Consider the following 18,556-nt stretch of genomic DNA (forward strand, 5'->3'; position numbering starts at 1 on the left):
TGACGCTCACCGACATTTTTGGCACACTGCGCTCTCGTTGTAACGAAGGATTCATGTATGACTGCTGTAATGATTGATTTTGACGGGTACGAGCTAACAGCTGAAGACCGTGAGCTTCTCCAGCATCCTGCGGTGGGTGGTGTCATTTATTTTACGCGTAATTTTCACGACCAAGAGCAGTTACAAGAACTGGTTCGGCAAACTCGTGCTGCGGCTCGCAATCCATTGGTATTAGCTGTCGATCATGAAGGTGGGCGGGTCCAGCGTTTTCGTCAAGGCTTTTCTGCGATTCCGCCAATGGCGAGCTTGCTAGAGCGCGCAACGACGCTCGCACAAGCACAGCAAGCAGCACAAGAATTGGCTTGGCTAATGGCCGCAGAAGTGTTGGCCATGGATATCGATTTAAGCTTTGCCCCAGTATTAGATGTTCGTGGTATCAGCGAGGTTATTGGTGATCGCGCTTTCGCTGAGCAGGCCGATGCCATTATTCCGGTTGCTCGATCGTTTATCAAAGGTATGCACCAAGCTGGGATGAAAGCCACAGGGAAACACTTTCCTGGACACGGCTCGGTCGCAGCTGATTCGCATATTGCGATTCCTATTGATGAACGTCCATGGGATGAAATCGTCGCAGTCGATTTACCGCCATTCATCGAACTAGCCACATGTTTGGATGCGATTATGCCAGCTCATGTCATTTATCCTGATGTGTGCGAACATCCGGCCGGCTTTTCTCAGCGCTGGTTGAAGGAAATTCTGCGCGCTCAGCTTCATTTTACCGGTGTCATTTTCAGTGATGATCTGGCTATGGCTGGCGCCACGGTCGCTGGTTCGATGGCCGATCGTGCTCATGCTGCATTAGACGCAGGATGTGATATGGTGCTGGCGTGTAATGATCGGGCTGGCGCCATTGCAGTCATTGAAGCGGTTGCGGGTCGAATCAGTGAAAAAGGCCGACAATCAGCTCGGTGCTACGAATTACTCGCGAAGCCAGCATCGTTAAGTATGCAAACGTTACAAAACCATCCGCGTTGGCATCAAGCGCAGCAGTTACTAAAACAATTCAGTTAATGCTTATGACTGATAGGGTATCGGGTCGGCGACTTGGTTTTTGGTAAAAGCTTCCAGTCGCTCGACACAAGCACCACATTTTCCACAGGCTAACTCACGGCCTTCGTAGCAGGTCCAAGTGTCGGCATAATCCAGTCCCATACGGAGTCCATCGGCAAGGATCTCAATTTTATCGTTGTCTAAATAAGGGACCTCGATACGAACAGGTTCGTAGTTTGCAATCAAACTCACATCATTCATTTTGCGAACAAATTCTGGGCGACAGTCTGGATAGATTGCGTGGTCACCGGAGTGAGCGCCGTAATAGACAGCCTCGGCTTCGATAGAAACCGCATAACCTATGGCTAGCGATAAAAGAATCATATTCCGATTGGGCACGACCGTAGACTTCATCGACGCTTCTTCGTAATGACCTTGCGGAATGTCGATATCATCGGTTAATGAACTGCCAGCAAGGAGTTGATTAATCGCTCGAATATCGACCACTTTGTGAGGAATCGAGAGTTTGGTGCAGACCCTTGCTGCATAATCCAACTCTTTCGCATGCTTTTGCCCGTAGTGGAAAGACAACGCGTAAACATCGTGCCCGTCTCGCAGCGCGCGGTGGAGAACGGTATACGAATCCATTCCACCCGAATAGATAACGACTACTTTTGCCACGAAACATCCTCAATACGGCTAAATTAAGGTACAATTTTACCTAATTATTCTAGTGGCTGAAAGAACCGATAACGGTGACGCATTTGATGTACCCGATTAATGAAATATTTGAAACCATTCAAGGTGAAGGGATGTTCACCGGAGTTCCCGCTATTTTTGTGCGGTTACAAGGGTGCCCGGTCGGTTGTCCATGGTGCGATACGCAGCATACCTGGGATATGAAACCTGAGTTAAAAGTCAGCGCCGAGCAGTTGGCCAGTAAAACCGGTCCGACTGCAGAGTGGGCTGAATTATCTGCGAACGTTATTCTACAGCTGTTTCGAGAACGCAAATTTACTGCTCGCCATGTGGTCATTACCGGCGGTGAACCAGCGATGTATGATCTGCGTCCGTTAGCAGAGGTACTCGAGCAAGCAGGGTATCGCTTACAAATTGAAACCAGTGGTACGTTTGCGTTGCAAGTGTCAGCGCAGATGTGGGTCACGGTGTCGCCAAAACTGGATATGCCCGGTGGTTATTTAGTGCGCCCTGACTGTATGAAACGCGCCGACGAAATCAAGTATCCAGTGGCAATGCAAAAGCATATTGATGCACTCGATCTTCTCTTACAGCAATGTCCGCCGCGCTCGGATGCGGTGATTTCCCTGCAGCCTATTTCTCAGCGTCCACGCGCTACTGAGCTCGCTATTCAAACCTGCATTGAACGCAACTGGCGTTTATCCGTGCAGCTTCATAAGTATCTTCATATCGAGTAATCCATTCGAGGCTATTCATTAAGAGCCTCTGCAAGGCACCTATACTGAGTCCTGTTTCAGCTCAGGGAGGTGCGTCATGCCATATCATTCAGGTAACCGTCGAGTACAGCTTGGTCAGGGAATGACCGAATACATTATCATTGTGGCACTGATTGCCGTGGCCGCCATTGGTGTTTATTCACTACTCGGTAAGACCGTTCGCAGCCAGGTTTCTGGTATCGCACAAGAAATTTCAGGGCAAAGTGCGGGCAGCACCATCAATACTGCTCGAGCCGCAGCTCGGCGTTCGGAGACCGTCGCCAAACAAGATATTTCGCTCGGTAATTATGATGAAAGCACCGAAAGCGATAGTGCTAACTGATGTCGTTTCGATACGCTCAACGCGGATCTCTCAGCATCTGGTTAGTACCGCTGATGTTAGCGTTGTTGATCATGTTGGTTGGTGTTTTACAGCATGGCCAGACTCAACGCCAATCATGGACTCGTCAGATCACCGTTGATCACTTGGCGCTGTCAGCAGGTGTTCTACTCGCGCGCGAAATGAATATTCTGGCCATGACCAACCGTGCATTACTGGCCAATCAACTCGTGGTGAGTCAGCTGATCGGCATCGCCAGTTGGTTCGAAATGTTGCGAACCAGCACAACGCGCACAGCAACCATCAGTGCTTAGGTACCAGGATTGAATGCCGTCACTCGTCAAATAGCTCTTATCGTGCGCCAATCTCAGCAACCCGTTGAGCATCTAGTTCGGGCTGGCATTATCATGCAAAAGGCCATCACCACTGCATTGAGTTCCATGCAAACCCTAGTCCGCGCCTCCTTTGCTGTCATGATTCCAGCAACACTCACCGACATTGCCAAATTACATACGTCAGAATCATTCGAATTCGACATCTTACACAGTCCGACACTGATACCTTTCCCGCTATTGTGGTGGAGCTTTATTCGACCGCGCCACACGGGCAATGATGAGGATGCACTCAGGACTCGAATGCAAGCAAGTTTGGATCCATTCAGTCAGCACCGAACTTATTCCTGGTTTGACTTCTTTGCATTGAAAATAATCAAAACGGGTGGAACTGAGATTAGGGTAGATCAGCGAGGACGTTGGCATTGGCAGGGCTTGGATACCTTATCTTTGCATCTGCGAGCATTCTGGTCTTGGCAGGAGTTGCCTTGGGGCGAAGGTGCGCGACAACAGCAGCGAATCAATGATATTTCCCGCGCTGCATTTGGGAAAAGTCAGCAGTTCAATCCGCGTGCGGTGAGCTGGGCGCTGAACACGCAACGGACGATTCAATCGGGACAGCGAATTTACTACTTTGATCGGCCCCAACTGGCGACCGAGAAATCACCGAGTGTGTTTGTTCGCAGTGGCAGTGCGGTAGCAAAAGCAGGCGTACGATTCTATCGACCACAGTCTCTTTTTGCTCGCGCTGATAATCGAGTTGAAAAGGCCAACTTATTTAACCCGTTCTGGGAGGGGCAACTGCAAGCATTAACGCAGTTGGACCGACAACTGTTGTTGCGGCAGGATGCGTTGGAGGACAACGAGTGATGAATTACGAGCAGAGTAGTCGAGCTCAGTGTGGCGCTGGATTGATGGAAACGATGCTGTTCCTAACCGTTTTTACTTGGTTGCTCAGTTCCGGGGTGGTCTGGCTTTGGGATACCGGTGAGCAGGAACTCACAAAAATCAACCACAGTCGTTCGGAGCTGTTGCAGCCACTGTGGGAGTCCCGCCACGGCAAGCTCAGTAACGAAGACCACTTTGCGAAAACCGTTAGCCCCATACTCAATCCATTGCGGCAATGGGGTGATATCAACCTGCCGTTGGCAACTTTGCGTGTTTTACCTGCAAGTAATGAGTCGATTGCGGTCGCTGTTCTTGAGAATAGTTGGTCGCCAACCTCATTCCATCAGTTATCTAAACGCCAACGAAATCTCACCAGCTTCGGACAATTACAACGGTCTGGATTGCATCGTATCGTGCATGGTTTTGGAATCTTACCGATTGCGCGAGAGTTCGCTCAGCAATCTTTTCGCTTCGGCTGGAGCAATCCTGACGCAACGCTATACGAGTTAAAGTGTGTTGAGGTGTCCTGTGATGACTGATCTGCCGTTGGATGACTGGCAAGCGATTCAAGTGAGTTCCGATCCCCGTTCTATCTGGCAACTCGAGTCCGCCCCGAGTCGTCAGGAGTGGGCTAGTCAAGAGTGCGCACAACAGCATATTCAACAGTATCTTTGGTTATGTTTAGACACTGACTATTTGTGGGTATACCAATACGTGTTGCAGCGCCATTGGTTAACGCGGCTGAGTCTGCACCACCCAACGCAACCGACCCAGCATTGGCTCGGTGATGCACTACTTACCGAGAATATAGCACCTTTGCGGTTAGAGCTGTTCCATACGCATTGGAGCGCGAGACAAATACTCTCGCAGATTCAATTTCGGTATCGACAGCGCATGCTCAGTCAGCCTTTTACTGGGTACCAACAGATGACTGTTGAGCTGCACCAGCCGAGTGAATACTGGTTTATTCAAGAGCAATCAATGGGATCTCATGTGCTTCGGGTGACCTATGCGAACTAAGGGCCATGCCTTAACGGAAATGCTCATTGTTGCCGTGACACTTGGCTTCGCCTTATCTGTGCCTGTCAACGACCATCATCAAACAATAGGTGAGTTGGTGGTTCAGCTTTGGCAACAGTGGCAGCAAGTCGCTCATTGGACTTGGTCGTATTTGTTACTTATGGGATGGGCGGCAGGATGACCGCGACTGACCAGGGTGTTCTTGCAGGCCTTTCTTGGCAGGTTCGATTTGTTCTCTTGCTAATCACAACCTGTGTACTGGGAAGCGCCGCTTATTTTTCAATTAATGCCTATGTGACTGCCACTAGTGCAGCTCAGCAAGCAGAGTTACGGGAACAAATGGTGGGAATCATTGTAATGGCTCGTGATTTAGATGCAGAGCAAGTGATAACCGCCAATGACCTGCAACAACGCATGTATCCGCCGGAATACGTGAATGATAGTTGGTTAGTCCCCGCTGATGCCGAAGCTATCATCGGACGGAGTCTGACAACATTCGTTGAACGCGGGCAACCACTCACGCTCGCTGATCTGGAACTGGATTATTCACAGTTCTTTAGTCAACAGCTCGCTGAAGATGAGATTGCCGTGACTGTGACGCTTGGACTTGAGCAAAGTCATCATGGCATGCTGAGCATCGGCGACCGAGTCACCCTAGTATTGCGAGATAGTCGCGATCAATTGCAACTTATTCAAAGGGTGCGGATTGCTGCCTTAGATCATTTTCAAAGCCATAACAATCATCATTTAACCTTGCCGACTACAGCGACGATAGCCATGAGTGCTGCACAAGCGAGCATGTTTGAGCAGTATCGTTTTCAATCGGTGAGTGTCTGGCTGCGGCATCCGCAAGCCTTACCCATTCGATCCATCTCACAGCAGTCGAGACTTCACTTCTTTCAGCAGGAGCGTGTGCAGTGATTAGCCCAACTCAGATACTCATGAGCCTCATATTCATTGGCGTCGCTGTATTGCCAATGAACGTCAGCGCCGACGGTCAATTGAACTCTGCAGCACAGGCTAAAGATTACGAAATTGAGATAGGGCAAACGTTCCTGATCCATGTTGAGGAAGGGAGTGACGTTGTGGTGGGCAGTGAACAACTGCTACAAGCTCAACTGATTCAGAATAATCAGCTCGTCATCAGTGGGCTGGCGCCTGGACACAGTGAAATTCTGATGCTAGCCCCCAATCGTGATCCGCAAACCATAAGGGTTCACATTAAAGCCCCCATAAATCGGCGTTTACATGCAGATCTAAAACAACTTCAAGCGATTTTACCGGAACTGATTGTTGATCAGGATGGCGATGTGATTCTATTGCGTGGCGTTCTAGATAGCGCTGCGCAGGAACATTTCGCGCATTTGGAAGAAGACTACCCCGAAGTGATGAATCGTATTCGTTGGCGCCAAGCAAAGCAGGTTCCTATGATTGAACTCGCAGTCCAAATTGCTGAGGTGAAGCGTCAGTATACGAGTCAGCTAGGTGTGCGCTGGCCACAACAAGTGATGGGACCTTTGGTGTCGAGCGACGCTGCACAAATCATTAGTATGCCGGTGGATATCCAAGCGGCTATCGATCTCTTAGAACGCGAAGGGCATGCTCGATTACTCGCCGAACCGCTACTATCCGCACGCAGCGGTGGTAGCGCCGAATTTCTTGTCGGTGGTGAGTTTCCGATACCTCAGGTGCTCGCGCAGGGACAACAGGATGTGACGTTTCGTGAGTATGGCATAGCACTCTCTATGGCTCCGGAATTACTCGGTGATGGCTCGATTAAAACGCTGGTAGGGGCTGAAATCAGTTCCATCGATCCTGCTACTACAGTCAATGGCATTCCTGGAATTCTCAGTCGCAAAGTTTCTTCGGTTATTGCGGGTCGCTCAGGTGAGTCGATTGTGTTGTCAGGATTAATCAGTCACGAGCAGTCGCTGCAGACCGATCAATTTCCTGGACTGCACCGAGTGCCGCTATTAGGGCGTCTATTCTTGTCGGAACAATTCCGTTCAGCTGCCACCGAGCTTATCGTGATTGTGACTCCGCAAGTTCGTGATGATTCGCAGATCGATCAAACCGCCGCCAAACGCGCGCAACGACAACGTGAGTTTTATCAAACAGCTGGGTGCACTGGGTTACGGGAGATTCACCATGCTCAGTAATCAACAGCGGCAACAGCTCGCAGGTGAGTTGAAACAGCGCCTACAACGTCTCCCTCAGTCAGCAAGCCCGTTGCACTCGGCACAGTTAAACACATCTGCGCTGTCTATCTTGGAGTCCGTAGTCAACGAATCCCGAGGTAGTCTGATAGCGAATGCAGAGGAGCTAACCGATATCGTTGAGGATTGTATTGGTTTTGGCTGCATTGCCAGATTATTGAATGATCCGACGATAACCGAGGTGATGGTGAATGACTATCGTTCTATTTTCATCGAACGTGATGGGAGACTGGAAAAGTCGTTGGTGAGCTTTGCGCAAGAGTCCGATCTTTTGCGTGTCATCGATCGAATAGTGATTCCATTGGGACGTCGCTTAGATAGCTCGCAGCCGATGGTTGATGCGCGCTTACCCGATGGTTCACGCGTGAACGCTGTGCTAGCGCCGCTGGCGATTCGAGGAGCCTGTCTCACCATTCGTAAGTTCAGTCCCAGTTTGTTAACTCTGAGTGATTTGATTAAGCAGGGTGCGCTGTCAAAATCCGCTGCCGACTATTTGCAAGCCGCGATATCGCAACGTAAGAACATGCTCATCTCGGGAGGGACGGGGAGCGGCAAGACGACACTGCTCAATATTCTCTCGGCAGAAATACCCTCGGAACAACGCATCGTCTCTATTGAGGATGCAGCAGAATTGAAGCTGCCGCACGATAATTTAGTCGCACTGGAAGCTCGGCCGAATAATAGCGAGGGTGTTGGCAGTATAAGTATTCGTGAGCTACTGATGAATGCACTCCGAATGCGGCCTGATCGCATTATTATTGGTGAGTGCCGCGGAGCAGAGGCTCTAGATATGCTGCAGGCCATGAATACCGGACATGATGGTTCGTTGACGACCTTACACGCCAATTCCCCGAGAGATGCTCTGCAGCGTTTAGAAGTGATGGTGTTGATGGCCGGATTAGATCTGCCACTGGCGGCAATTCGTCAGCAAATGAGCAGCGCGGTAGACGTCGTCATCCAAATAGCGCGCAGTGGTGGCGGTGCTCGGCAAGTTACTGCAATTACTGAATTAAGTGGTTTGGAGGGACAACAATTTCAGCTTACCCCAATTTTTCACCGCATCGATAAGGACTTGGTGACAACAGGCATTGGCTCTGAGTGGTATCGCTCATGTCCATGAATCAGTGGGGAATCATCAGCACTCTGGTTGCTCTTGCAGCAAGTGTAAGTATGGCACTGACACTTGCCTTGCTGCAAAAATCGCGATTGCATGCTTTGCAACAACAAGTCTTTGCCAGAACTGAGGCTAGCCTTGCTGAGTTTTTGATCTTTCTTCCGGCACTCCAGTTCTGGAGTTTGATTGGCATTGTTATTGGACCGACAGCGGTGCTCATACTGATTCAGTTTGGTTTGTTGTGGGCGTTTGCTGCGACGTTGGCTGCTTTTTTAATCCTCCCTTGGTTACGACGTTATTGGCACGGTCGTCGATGTACGAAGATATCTCGACAGTTGCCTGATGTCGTCCAAGCGCTCGCCAATGCACTTGCGGCTGGGTTGGCGTTAGCCCCCGCTTTTGAGGCGGTACATCCGCGGCTTCCCGAGCCGATCAAACAGGAATTTATTCTCCTTAACAGACGCTTGCAATTTGGTGATTCATTATCGTCGGGCTTGCAGGACTTCTATCGCAGGGTTCCGCGTGGCGGTGTCTATCAATTGTATTTAGCGCTGACGTTAGGCAGTCAGCACGGCTCGCAACAAGTGACAATCCTTCAGCGTTTGGCGAAATCGCTACGACAAAAAATCTACGCGGAAGAGCGATTGCGAAGTCTGTCTGCACAAGCTCGGCTGCAGGGGCGGGTGATGCTGTTCTTGCCAGTGGGTTTATATATCGTTTTGAACTGGGTACAGCCCACAGGTAATGAGCTACTGACGAATACCCGAATGGGGCAAATGATGTTGTTTGGGGCGGCATTATTGATGTTGCTTGGTCATCTGGTTGTGCGCCAACTGGTTCGGACGACGCCTGATGACTGAGGCTTTGTTACTGCTAGTGGCAGGGAGTTGTCTCATGGTGTCACTCTTCATTGTCTGGCGACTCATCGAACAGTGCATGGCGAGCGGATTTGCGGATCGCCTGATGACTAAGGTGCAGTCAGCGCTTCCACATTCGATAGCCAGTTATCTCGAGCAGCTTTGGTTGCGCTCTCAACAAAATGACTCAACCGGCAGTAACACGGTCAAGACACAGTCCCAGTGGTTACTGCAGCGAGTTCTCGTTGTCGTCGCTGTGTCCGTACTGGTGGTGATTCCACAACCCAATAATCAGCGTCTACTGGTGATCTTGGTGTTTGGTGTTTGGCTGCTGAAGCGACAGCAACAACGTCGGTTCTGGGCGGATCAAATTGAACGGCAGTGGCCAGCGACTCTGGATATCTATGCCATGCTGTTGCTCTCGGGACTTTCGCAGCGCGCTGCAATTTATTCTATGGCAGCTCTCCCAAACCCATCCAGAGCGACGTGGCTGTTGCAACGAGTGCAACGAGACATTCAAACGGGAACCGACTTGGAAGCGGCGCTGAAGCAGCTTAGCGAGTCGCAGCAAAGTGTGTGGATCCAGCATTTTGTAACGGCATCGATTCAGTCGTTGCGCTACGGCAGTCAGCTCGCTGAAACCCTATTTAATCAAGCTGACGAGGCTCGACAGAAGCAAATTATCGATGCTGAAAAACGTGCTCAAGAAGTCGGCGTAAAGCTCTTATTTCCGCTTTTATTTTGCTTTTTTCCAGTGACTTTTTTGATCATTCTCGGCCCACTAGTTTTGCGATTTCTACACGGAGGTTAGTCATGGCAACGGAAACTCTCGAGTTTGGACGGTTTTATGTTCACTCGTACAACTTGTGTCTATGGAAGCGCGTGAAGGTAATGCGCTATTTTCCGCAACGTTTGATGGGCATGCTGAAGCTGCGTGGATGTAACCGTCAGACTGCGTATTGGTTTCCATGCTGTCGCTCAATCCATACTTGGGGCATGCGTTTTGCAATCGATGTCGTTGCATTGGACCGCCAACAGAAAATTGTTGGTATTTATCGGAACATTCAGCCGGGTCAATTTCTGCGGTGTCCAGAAGCCTATTCAATTGTGGAATGCGAAGCAGGCTGTCAGCTGCCGCTCGAGATTTGGTTCGGCGAACAATTAAGGTTTGAACTGATGACTGAAACCGAGGGGGAGTTGTATGAATAGGTTAAGTCTACTCTGGGTGCTGATGTGTGTAGGTTGTGCGAGCACTAGTCAGCAAGAAGAACCTTTCGTTCAGCAACTACAAAAGACTGCGGCAGCGGCATATCACATCGGTGATTTACATCAAGCAGAGGGGCTTTGGCAGCAGGCGGTGGCAGCCAACCCTGGGGCTTATTCAAACTGGTGTTCATTAGGTCAAGTAAGGTTCCGATTGCATCAATACGATGCCTCCGCAGTTGGCTATCAACGTTGTTTAGAGGGAGATTCGGCACAACCATTGGTTTGGCATAACTTGGCGGCAGTGCGCCTGCGGCAGGCAACAGAAGCGCTACTGGAGGGGTCTATACATCTCGATGATAGACCCGAAAATGAGCACATTAAGCGCCAATATCAAGCGTTGCTTAATCAACTGTTAAAGCTCCAAAGAGCGACAGTTAAACCTTAGGGGTTCGGTATGAAGGTTAGACATAGCCGAGGCTATTTTCTGCCGCTCGCAGTTCTTATTGCGGGCATTTTAACCGCTACCTGGGTTAATCAGTTTAGACCCAGTGATGATGTGACGGATTGGCATGAGGCGAGTAGGGTTCTTGACGACATCTTATTTTGGCAGCAAGCAGCAGTTTATTTTCGAATTGATTCCGGAACCTGGCCAAGGTCACTGACTGATGTGGAGTCTCTTTATACGATTCCGTGGGCGCCAAGTTATTTATCTGGATTTCAACGATTGGGGACTTTTGTGATTCAGTTTCAATCTGCTAACGCGTCAGTCATCCAGAAGTTGCCTGAAGATCATTCTTTAGGTTTGCGGAAGGTGGGAGACCAAGTTTTTGAACTGGTCATGTCTGATTCGAAAATATTGCTACCGAGTCCGGATATTCTGCTGCGGGATGGAACGGAGCAACGAGTGGAGACGACAATTGATGCCGATCAACACAATCTCATCTCAATAGGGCAGTTAGATGGTGTGTTATTGACTACGTTGGATGGGAGTAGTTTAGCGGGGAGTTTTGTGACAGCAAACGCTACCACACTGCATTCAAATCGAATCACTGCAGACAATATCATTATTGCCGGCAGAGGTGTGAACGTGGACTTTCAGCAACTTGTCGCATTAAACACGGCTATCCGGAATTGTATCGAGGTTACTCGTTATTGTTTATGAGCGCGGCAGCGCGTCAGTCGGCACGCTCACTATCGCGCTCTTTCGCAGTATGTTGGCTCTTGTCACTGTAGTCTTCAGGATGTTCGCGCAAATCACGCGTGGAGCTAATCATTTTGTACTCTAAATGGAGACCCGCTTTCGCTAATAAATGGGCGCTAATGGGCGCTGTCATAAACAGGAAAATGGCAATAAGTAACTCATGCAGACTCAACGAATCAGACACCGAAAAGTACACGATAGAACCAAGAATAATGCCCCCCACACCCAAGGTGGTGTTTTTGGTTGGAGCATGAAGACGAGTCATAAAGTCTGGTAGTCGCAGCAGGCCATATGAACCGACCGCAGCAAAACTTGCACCAATAATGATGAAGAAGCTGGCTAAGTAATCGGCCCAAGTTGGAAGTTCTAACATGACAGGTTCCCTTATTCGATGATGTCGCCGCGCAACAAAAATTTCGTTGCGGCAATGGTGCCAATAAAACCTAGCATGGCGATCAGCACAGCGGCCTCAAAATAGGCAGTCGAGTTATGCCAGATGCCGAGTAAGATCAGCAACGCCAACGAATTAATATAAATGGTATCGAGTGCCAAGATGCGATCTGCCGCATCGGGGCCAAGAAACAACCGATAGATGTTCATCAGCAGTGCTATTGAGAACATCACGAAGGCAAATGGCACAGCAAAAGCTAACATTGGAATATCTCCTTCAATCGACGCTCATAGCGTTGTTTGATAGTCGCAATGAGAGCATCAACATCTTCAACATTCAACGCATGGATCAGCAAGGTGTTGCCATCTCGACTGAGTTCCGCAGAGACCGTCCCCGGTGTCAGCGTTATCGTACAAGCTAGTATAGTAATAGGTACCTGATTGGTTAAATCAAGAGGATACTCTATCAACGCTGGTTTAATTTTTTTGCGCGGTAATAAGATAATCTTCGCAATGTCGATATTCGAAACCACAATGTCGACCAGCAGCACAAGGAAATAAACAACAGCCGTACCCGGACGATGGATCGTAAGCGGGAAGTCGCGCGCGCGAAATGTATACAATGGAATGGCTGTGGCTAAGATAGCTCCTAATACAATTAACCCAACCGATACACTGTTTTGCAGCAGTAACCAGACGATTAGCAGAAATAGACTTAACCATGGAGCCGGTAGAATTCTACTCATGACTACCTCCGGGTTGTCCTAAGACAGCATCAATGTAGTAACTTGGGTTCATCAGGTCATAAGCAATTTGCTCGGTCAACTCCGCGAGCGGTTGCGCGAACAAGGTAAGAGCGATACTGCACCCCACCAGAAACACAATGGCGCTCAGTTGCGTCCACGGATGCTTCACGTCACCTGGCTTGCCTTCAAGTACATGCCAGAACATGCGACTACCCGCTCGTGACAGAGCAATCATAACGAGGAAGGTCGTCCCCAACACTATCGGCCAAAGCAATGCGACCTGTGCACCGGTTCTTGCTGCCTCTAATATAAACAGCTTACCGATAAAACCTGATAAGGGTGGCATTCCAATAACAGCGATAGCAGCTGCAAAGAATAAAATACCGAGCGTACTATGCTGCGCAAGCTGTCGGCCTTTGACGATACGCGTTGCGGTTTTACCCCGTTGTTCAGCAATCACATCGGCTAATAGGAATAGACACGCAGTAATAAACGTCGAATGCATCAAATAGTACATCACTGCACTAATTGCTCGTTCTGTATTCATGCTAAAGGTGGTTAGCATGGTTCCTACCGACATGACTACAAGGTAAGCAATGAGTAAGCGCAAATCGCGGCTACCCAGCACACCTATGCCACCAGCGGCCAGGGTCAGTAGTCCCAACCACCACAACCAATCATAGCCCAGCAACGCAACGGCACCGCCATCTTCACCAAACACTATAGTGAACACTCGCAAAATGGCATAAACACCGACTTTGGTCATGATTGCAAAGAGAGCGGCGACCGAACCAGTCGTATTGGCGTAGGCTTGCGGCAGCCAGAAATAGAGTGGCAACAGTGCGGCCTTCAAACCAAACACAATCAGTAATAGCATGCCGCCACCACGCAATATAAACGCGTCATCACCGGATAATAAGGCGACCTTTTGTGCCAGATCGGCAATGTTGAGCGTTCCGGTAATCCCGTAGATAACGCCAAGGCTGATCAAGAATAGGGCAGAGCCAGCTAGATTTAAAATTACATAATGCAGCGTGGCGCGTAGCTTCAGTTTACCGCCACCATGCATCAATAGTGCGTAGCTGGAGATCAACAGTACTTCAAAAAAGACGAATAAGTTAAAAAGGTCGCCAGTCAGAAACGCGCCAATGATGCCGAGGAGTTGGAATTGATACAGAGACTGGAAATGCGATCCCAGATTGTCCTCACCGTGGCTTGCAAAAATAAGTACCGGTAGAGCCAGCACTGTAGTCAGCAAGACCATAGTCGCCGCTAAGCGGTCAGCCACCAACACAATACCAAAAGGAGCTTGCCAACTGCCAAGAGCATAAACACTCGGGCCCGCAAAAGTTGAAACGAGCATTGCAATGGCAACGACAATCAACAATACACAAGACGTTAAGCCAATAATCCGGCGCGCTCGTTGTGGGTGTTCACCCCACGGGAGCAACTGCAGCAACGCTGCAAACAACGGAATAACGATGGGCAGGATAATCAAATGTTGAGACAGCATTAACGTTGCCCCTCATTTTCTTCATAGTTTGGATCGTTCACTTCATCTGATCCTAACTCACCGCGGACACGCACTGCTAAGATGATCGAGTAAGCGGTCATGGCAAACCCAATCACTATGGCAGTTAGCACGAGTGCTTGCGGCAATGGATCAGTAGGGTTCGAGCTGGCACCAATAATCGGCACTTCATTAATGACCAAGCGACCGGTCGAAAAGAGGAACAAATTCACCGCGTAAGACAACATGGTGATGCCAATGACAATGGGGAACGAACGTCCTCTGAGAATCAAAAACACGCTACTGGCAGTCAGCATACCCACGGTAATTGCATAGAGTAATTCCATTAGTATCCCTCCTGTCTTGGTCTATGGCGCGTCGTCATTTGGCCAAAATTCGCCAGTATCATTAGTGTGGCTCCAACAACGGTGAGGTAGACACCTAAATCAAATAAAATGGCTGTAGCAACTTCAAATTTACCCACTAATGGCCAATCCAAATAGGTGAATGAAGAGGTCAAGAAATTGGCCCCGAAGAACCAACTTCCAATACCAGTGAAGAGCGCAATCATGACGCCAACGGCAGTAAGTGACTGATAATTGTAATCAAACCGTTCTTTCAGCCATTCCACACCGTTAGAGATATACTGCAGAATCATTGCGGCAGCGGTGATGAGTCCAGCAATAAAACCGCCGCCCGGCAAATTGTGACCGCGCAGGAAAATGTAGGCAGAGACCATTAGTGCAAGGGGCAGCAACGCTTGCGATACCACTTGAACCAATAGCGGGTGCTTGATGGTATGCCAAGCGCGTCCGTCTACATCACTGGATGGCATAAATGGTCTTAAGTTATTCAGTAACTTGTGAATACCCGCGGCGGCAATTGCCAAGACTGTGATTTCACCCAAGGTATCAAAACCACGGAAGTCGACCAGAATGACATTCACCACATTGGTGCCACCGCCACCTGGTTTGGAGTTCAATAAGAAGAACTCTGAGATACTCGTGAATTCGCGGGTTAATAGAGCATAATTGAGCGTCCCGACGATCCCGCCAATCAAGCCTGCGAGCAAAACGTCACGTGCCACTCGGCGACCACTGGATGCTCTAGGAATGCGCTGTGGCATAAAGAATAGTGCCAGTATCATCAAAATAATACTGACCACTTCAACGACCAACTGCGTCATCGCCAGATCGGGCGCTGAAAAGTGAATAAATGCCATGGAAACCATCAAGCCAACCACTGAGAGCATCATCAATGAGGTCAGTCGTTGACGGTGTAAAATAGCGGTACCTAATGACGCCAGGATTAACACTATGGCACCAACCACACTGACTACGTCAATCGGCAATAATTCGCGTTCGCCCCTTAACGCCTCAATTTGTGCCAGTTCTGGGATAACGAAAATAAGCACCAGAACTAAAACCGCAGCGATGTAGCGTTGTAATGATCCGGTTTCGATTTTCTGCATGGTTTCATCGGACCAAGCAGTAATACCACTGACGATCGAGGCGAAGGTTTCTTTGGCGTCGCGATGGTCAAACTTGCGATTAAAAGTAAATAACTCATTACGACTCAGGTAAATGACGATACCACCAGCTACAGCGAGAGCGCTCATCAGTAATGGAATATTAAAACCATGCCAGAGGTAGATGGAAAACGGCTGAACGACACCTGCCACCACGTTGATTGCTGGCGTTAACAATGACTCCGTAAAGAACATTGGAGCTAGGCCCACGGCAATACAAAGCATCGCTAATAAAATGACCGGTGCGCGCATACCCAGTGGCGCTTCATGGGGTGTTCGGGGCAGATCTTTGCTGGGAGCACCAAAGAATACATCTTGAACAAATCGAATTGAGTACGCGACGGATAACATGGCACCTAAGGTTGCCAACACCGGCACCAACCAAGACAATCCACCAAACAAGTCTTGTTCATATGCTTCCGCAAAAAACATTTCTTTGGACAGGAAGCCGTTTAAGAAGGGTAGCCCGGCCATCGCTGCTGAAGCAATCAACGCCAGTATCATGGTATAGGGCATCGCTTTGCGCAAACCACTGAGTTTGCGGATGTCGCGGCTTCCAGTTTCGTGGTCGACAATACCCGCAACCATAAACAAGCCAGCTTTGAAGGTCGCGTGATTCAAAATATGGAACAAAGCAGCGAGTTGTGCGCCATGTGTACCGATGCCAAGCAGCATCGTAATCAAGCCGAGATGACTAATAGTAGAAAATGCTAGAAGCCCTTTTAAATCGGTTTTGAGCAACGCGAAATAAGCTCCGAATAGCATGGTTGCTAATCCAGTCAGGGTGACCAAGACGAACCATTCATTCGTTCCACCGAGCACGGGTGAGAAGCGGGCGAGCAGGAAAATGCCGGCTTTCACCATGGTGGCCGAGTGTAAGTAAGCACTGACGGGCGTTGGTGCAGACATAGCATGAGGAAGCCAGAACTGAAATGGGAACTGAGCTGACTTGGTAAAAGCACCGAGCAATACTAATAACAGTGCTGGAATATACCATGCGTGTTCGCGAATGGTATCCGCGGCCGCAAACACCGCGTCAATCTCGTAGCTTCCCGCAATATTACCGATTAAGAGCAAGCCAGCTAACAACGCGAGTCCACCAGCGCCCGTAACCGCTAATGCCATACGCGCACCGCGTCTTGCTTCGCTTTTGTGGAACCAATAACCAATTAATAAGAACGAAGAAATGCTGGTTAATTCCCAAAACAGCCACATGAGAATCATATTGTTCGCTGTGACGATACCCAGCATCGAGCCCATGAACAGCAATAGGCACGCATAAAAGCGACCGGCATCATCTTTCGCGCTTAAGTAATAATGTGCATAAAAAATAATGAGTAACCCGATTCCACTGATCAAAGTCACGAACAGTAAGGACAGTCCGTCTAGGCGGAATGATAGATTGAGACCCAGGTCGGGCAACCATGCATAGGTTGATAGCGGCACTTCTCCCGCCACGGTTTGTGGCAGCAAGGTCAGCATGAGAATGAAGCTGACTGCCGCAATCGCCAGAGTGATGCCGGTAAGCACCACCCGACTGTGCTGCCGCATCAGTAAAGGTAATATCGCTCCAGCGAATGGCAAAAGCACGAGCGTTGCAAGTGTCATGAGAACCCTTTTTGTGATTCAAAAACGATGTTCGATGGACTGATATTTCTCGTTAAGTACGATGGAATTTACCATTTTGCTCAAGCGCTTGCCAACTTATTCGACGTTGTCGTGCGGCGCTTGAACGCAGATTAAATCTATCGCTGACTTATAAATAAGTGGCGTTTTTCAGTCTATTTCGGGTATACTATCCACTCGTTTTCGAAGTCGGCAGGACCTGCCGTGAACGTCCTCAGAAAACAATCGAAATAATCTGCTCTCGCACTACCATCTGAATTTTTTATCTGTTACAATTCGCCGCCCTTTTTATAAGGGGAAGTCTCTTATTCTCTTTTTTCTGAGTTGAGAGAAACTCGACCCGAGAGGGTCTGTTTTATTACTTAAGCGGAGCACTGCAATGATCCAAATGCAAACTACACTGGACGTGGCCGATAACTCGGGCGCTCGCAGCGTACAATGTATTAAGGTTCTGGGTGGCTCGCACCGCCGGTACGCAAACATTGGCGATATCATCAAAGTTTCTATTAAAGAAGCGATTCCTCGCGGCAAAGTGAAGAAAGGTGATGTTGTTAATGCGGTGGTCGTTCGCACCAGAAAAGGCGTCCGTCGTCAAGACGGGTCAGTCATCCGTTTTGACCGCAACGCGGCTGTCTTGTTAAACAACAATATGCAGCCGATTGGCACGCGTATCTTTGGCCCAGTGACTCGTGAATTGCGTTCAGAGCAGTTCATGAAGATTGTCTCACTGGCACCAGAAGTACTGTAAGGAGTCAGACATGGCGGCAAAAATTAAACGTGATGACGAAGTAGTAGTCCTGGCGGGTAAAGACAAAGGTAAGCGCGGTAAAGTGCTGAAAGTCGATACCACGAAGAACCGAGTGTTCGTTGAAGGCGTGAACATCGTGAAGAAACATCAGAAGCCAAATCCGGCTTTAGGCGTTGCTGGCGGTGTGATTGAGCAAGAAGCTTCAATCGACGTTTCTAACGTTGCGGTTTATAACCCAGAGACTGGTAAAGCAGATCGTGTTGGTTTTCGAATTGAAGATGGCAAGAAAGTTCGCTTCTTCAAATCAAACGACGCAATCATTTAATTTAA

At 49.1% G+C, this 18,556-nt stretch carries 25 protein-coding genes; 18 read left to right on the forward strand and 7 right to left on the reverse strand.

The window, feature by feature from the left end:
* Positions 1-57 precede the first annotated feature (57 nt).
* Positions 58-1,071: a beta-N-acetylhexosaminidase gene (nagZ, locus tag CWE22_RS11830; protein WP_169931707.1), complete on the forward strand. Its 1,014-nt coding sequence runs from the start codon at positions 58-60 to the stop codon at positions 1,069-1,071.
* Positions 1,072-1,074: 3 nt separating this feature from the next.
* On the opposite strand, the gene queC is transcribed toward nagZ, so the two are convergent.
* Positions 1,075-1,731 (reverse strand): 7-cyano-7-deazaguanine synthase QueC, encoded by a 657-nt coding sequence (gene queC, locus CWE22_RS11835; protein ID WP_275069073.1) that lies wholly within the window; start codon positions 1,729-1,731, stop codon positions 1,075-1,077.
* An 83-nt stretch (positions 1,732-1,814) separates the two neighbouring features.
* Here queC and queE point away from each other — a divergent pair, with 83 nt between their 5' ends.
* From queE to CWE22_RS11910, 15 genes are all read left to right on the forward strand, one after another.
* A complete protein-coding gene (gene queE, locus CWE22_RS11840; RefSeq protein WP_169931746.1) occupies positions 1,815-2,486 on the forward strand; it encodes a 7-carboxy-7-deazaguanine synthase QueE in 672 nt (223 codons plus the stop codon).
* Positions 2,487-2,562: 76 nt separating this feature from the next.
* Positions 2,563-2,847: a Flp family type IVb pilin gene (locus tag CWE22_RS11845; RefSeq protein WP_169931708.1), complete on the forward strand. Its 285-nt coding sequence runs from the start codon at positions 2,563-2,565 to the stop codon at positions 2,845-2,847.
* Entirely contained in the window at positions 2,847-3,158 is a 312-nt protein-coding gene (locus CWE22_RS11850) for a hypothetical protein (protein WP_169931709.1), read from the forward strand. Before CWE22_RS11845 ends, CWE22_RS11850 begins: the two co-directional genes overlap by 1 nt.
* Positions 3,159-3,200: 42 nt before the next feature.
* Positions 3,201-4,046 (forward strand): hypothetical protein, encoded by an 846-nt coding sequence (locus tag CWE22_RS11855; RefSeq protein ID WP_169931710.1) that lies wholly within the window; start codon positions 3,201-3,203, stop codon positions 4,044-4,046.
* Positions 4,046-4,603, forward strand: coding sequence for a hypothetical protein (locus CWE22_RS11860; protein WP_169931711.1), 558 nt, complete (start codon positions 4,046-4,048; stop codon positions 4,601-4,603). The genes CWE22_RS11855 and CWE22_RS11860 overlap by 1 nt, the downstream gene beginning before the upstream one ends.
* Complete coding sequence (locus CWE22_RS11865) at positions 4,596-5,084, forward strand: hypothetical protein (protein WP_169931712.1); 489 nt, start codon at positions 4,596-4,598, stop codon at positions 5,082-5,084. The genes CWE22_RS11860 and CWE22_RS11865 overlap by 8 nt, the downstream gene beginning before the upstream one ends.
* On the forward strand, positions 5,074-5,265 hold the full coding sequence (locus tag CWE22_RS11870) for a hypothetical protein (protein ID WP_169931713.1): 192 nt from the start codon (positions 5,074-5,076) through the stop codon (positions 5,263-5,265). Before CWE22_RS11865 ends, CWE22_RS11870 begins: the two co-directional genes overlap by 11 nt.
* Positions 5,262-6,005: a Flp pilus assembly protein CpaB gene (gene cpaB, locus CWE22_RS11875; RefSeq protein ID WP_169931714.1), complete on the forward strand. Its 744-nt coding sequence runs from the start codon at positions 5,262-5,264 to the stop codon at positions 6,003-6,005. The genes CWE22_RS11870 and cpaB overlap by 4 nt, the downstream gene beginning before the upstream one ends.
* On the forward strand, positions 6,002-7,243 hold the full coding sequence (locus tag CWE22_RS11880; protein WP_169931715.1) for a type II and III secretion system protein family protein: 1,242 nt from the start codon (positions 6,002-6,004) through the stop codon (positions 7,241-7,243). Before cpaB ends, CWE22_RS11880 begins: the two co-directional genes overlap by 4 nt.
* Positions 7,233-8,420, forward strand: a complete 1,188-nt coding sequence (locus CWE22_RS11885) for a TadA family conjugal transfer-associated ATPase (RefSeq protein ID WP_169931716.1) — start codon at positions 7,233-7,235, stop codon at positions 8,418-8,420. Before CWE22_RS11880 ends, CWE22_RS11885 begins: the two co-directional genes overlap by 11 nt.
* Positions 8,411-9,274 (forward strand): type II secretion system F family protein, encoded by an 864-nt coding sequence (locus CWE22_RS11890; protein ID WP_169931717.1) that lies wholly within the window; start codon positions 8,411-8,413, stop codon positions 9,272-9,274. The genes CWE22_RS11885 and CWE22_RS11890 overlap by 10 nt, the downstream gene beginning before the upstream one ends.
* 34 nt (positions 9,275-9,308) lie before the next feature.
* A complete protein-coding gene (locus CWE22_RS11895) occupies positions 9,309-10,082 on the forward strand; it encodes a type II secretion system F family protein (RefSeq protein WP_169931718.1) in 774 nt (257 codons plus the stop codon).
* A 2-nt stretch (positions 10,083-10,084) separates the two neighbouring features.
* Positions 10,085-10,480 carry a DUF192 domain-containing protein gene (locus CWE22_RS11900; protein ID WP_169931719.1) on the forward strand — a complete coding sequence of 132 codons (396 nt, stop codon included), beginning with the start codon at positions 10,085-10,087 and terminating at the stop codon, positions 10,478-10,480.
* Positions 10,473-10,922 (forward strand): hypothetical protein, encoded by a 450-nt coding sequence (locus CWE22_RS11905; protein ID WP_169931720.1) that lies wholly within the window; start codon positions 10,473-10,475, stop codon positions 10,920-10,922. The genes CWE22_RS11900 and CWE22_RS11905 overlap by 8 nt, the downstream gene beginning before the upstream one ends.
* A 9-nt stretch (positions 10,923-10,931) precedes the next feature.
* On the forward strand, positions 10,932-11,639 hold the full coding sequence (locus CWE22_RS11910) for a hypothetical protein (protein WP_169931721.1): 708 nt from the start codon (positions 10,932-10,934) through the stop codon (positions 11,637-11,639).
* A 13-nt stretch (positions 11,640-11,652) separates the two neighbouring features.
* Here the strand turns inward: CWE22_RS11910 and CWE22_RS11915 are convergent, their stop codons facing one another.
* From CWE22_RS11915 to CWE22_RS11940, 6 genes are read right to left on the reverse strand one after another with little or no spacing between them, the layout of a single operon-like run.
* On the reverse strand, positions 11,653-12,051 hold the full coding sequence (locus CWE22_RS11915; protein ID WP_169931722.1) for a Na+/H+ antiporter subunit G: 399 nt from the start codon (positions 12,049-12,051) through the stop codon (positions 11,653-11,655).
* 11 nt (positions 12,052-12,062) lie between these two features.
* Positions 12,063-12,332 (reverse strand): K+/H+ antiporter subunit F, encoded by a 270-nt coding sequence (locus tag CWE22_RS11920; RefSeq protein WP_169931723.1) that lies wholly within the window; start codon positions 12,330-12,332, stop codon positions 12,063-12,065.
* The gene (locus tag CWE22_RS11925; RefSeq protein WP_169931724.1) at positions 12,326-12,814 is read right to left on the reverse strand and encodes a Na+/H+ antiporter subunit E; all 489 of its coding nucleotides are present in this window, start codon (positions 12,812-12,814) and stop codon (positions 12,326-12,328) included. Before CWE22_RS11925 ends, CWE22_RS11920 begins: the two co-directional genes overlap by 7 nt.
* A complete protein-coding gene (locus tag CWE22_RS11930) occupies positions 12,807-14,327 on the reverse strand; it encodes a monovalent cation/H+ antiporter subunit D (RefSeq protein ID WP_169931725.1) in 1,521 nt (506 codons plus the stop codon). Before CWE22_RS11930 ends, CWE22_RS11925 begins: the two co-directional genes overlap by 8 nt.
* Positions 14,327-14,671 carry a Na+/H+ antiporter subunit C gene (locus CWE22_RS11935; protein ID WP_169931726.1) on the reverse strand — a complete coding sequence of 115 codons (345 nt, stop codon included), beginning with the start codon at positions 14,669-14,671 and terminating at the stop codon, positions 14,327-14,329. The genes CWE22_RS11930 and CWE22_RS11935 overlap by 1 nt, the downstream gene beginning before the upstream one ends.
* Positions 14,671-17,460, reverse strand: coding sequence for a monovalent cation/H+ antiporter subunit A (locus CWE22_RS11940; protein ID WP_169931727.1), 2,790 nt, complete (start codon positions 17,458-17,460; stop codon positions 14,671-14,673). Before CWE22_RS11940 ends, CWE22_RS11935 begins: the two co-directional genes overlap by 1 nt.
* Positions 17,461-17,857: 397 nt before the next feature.
* On the opposite strand from CWE22_RS11940, the gene rplN reads away from it, so the two are divergent.
* Together rplN and rplX are read left to right on the forward strand one after the other, a co-directional pair.
* Positions 17,858-18,226 (forward strand): 50S ribosomal protein L14, encoded by a 369-nt coding sequence (rplN, locus tag CWE22_RS11945; protein ID WP_169931728.1) that lies wholly within the window; start codon positions 17,858-17,860, stop codon positions 18,224-18,226.
* A 10-nt stretch (positions 18,227-18,236) separates the two neighbouring features.
* The gene (gene rplX, locus CWE22_RS11950; protein ID WP_169931729.1) at positions 18,237-18,551 is read left to right on the forward strand and encodes a 50S ribosomal protein L24; all 315 of its coding nucleotides are present in this window, start codon (positions 18,237-18,239) and stop codon (positions 18,549-18,551) included.
* Positions 18,552-18,556: the final 5 nt, after the last annotated feature.

It is taken from the genome of Pseudidiomarina aestuarii (assembly GCF_003987355.1).
GTDB lineage: Bacteria > Pseudomonadota > Gammaproteobacteria > Enterobacterales > Alteromonadaceae > Pseudidiomarina > Pseudidiomarina aestuarii.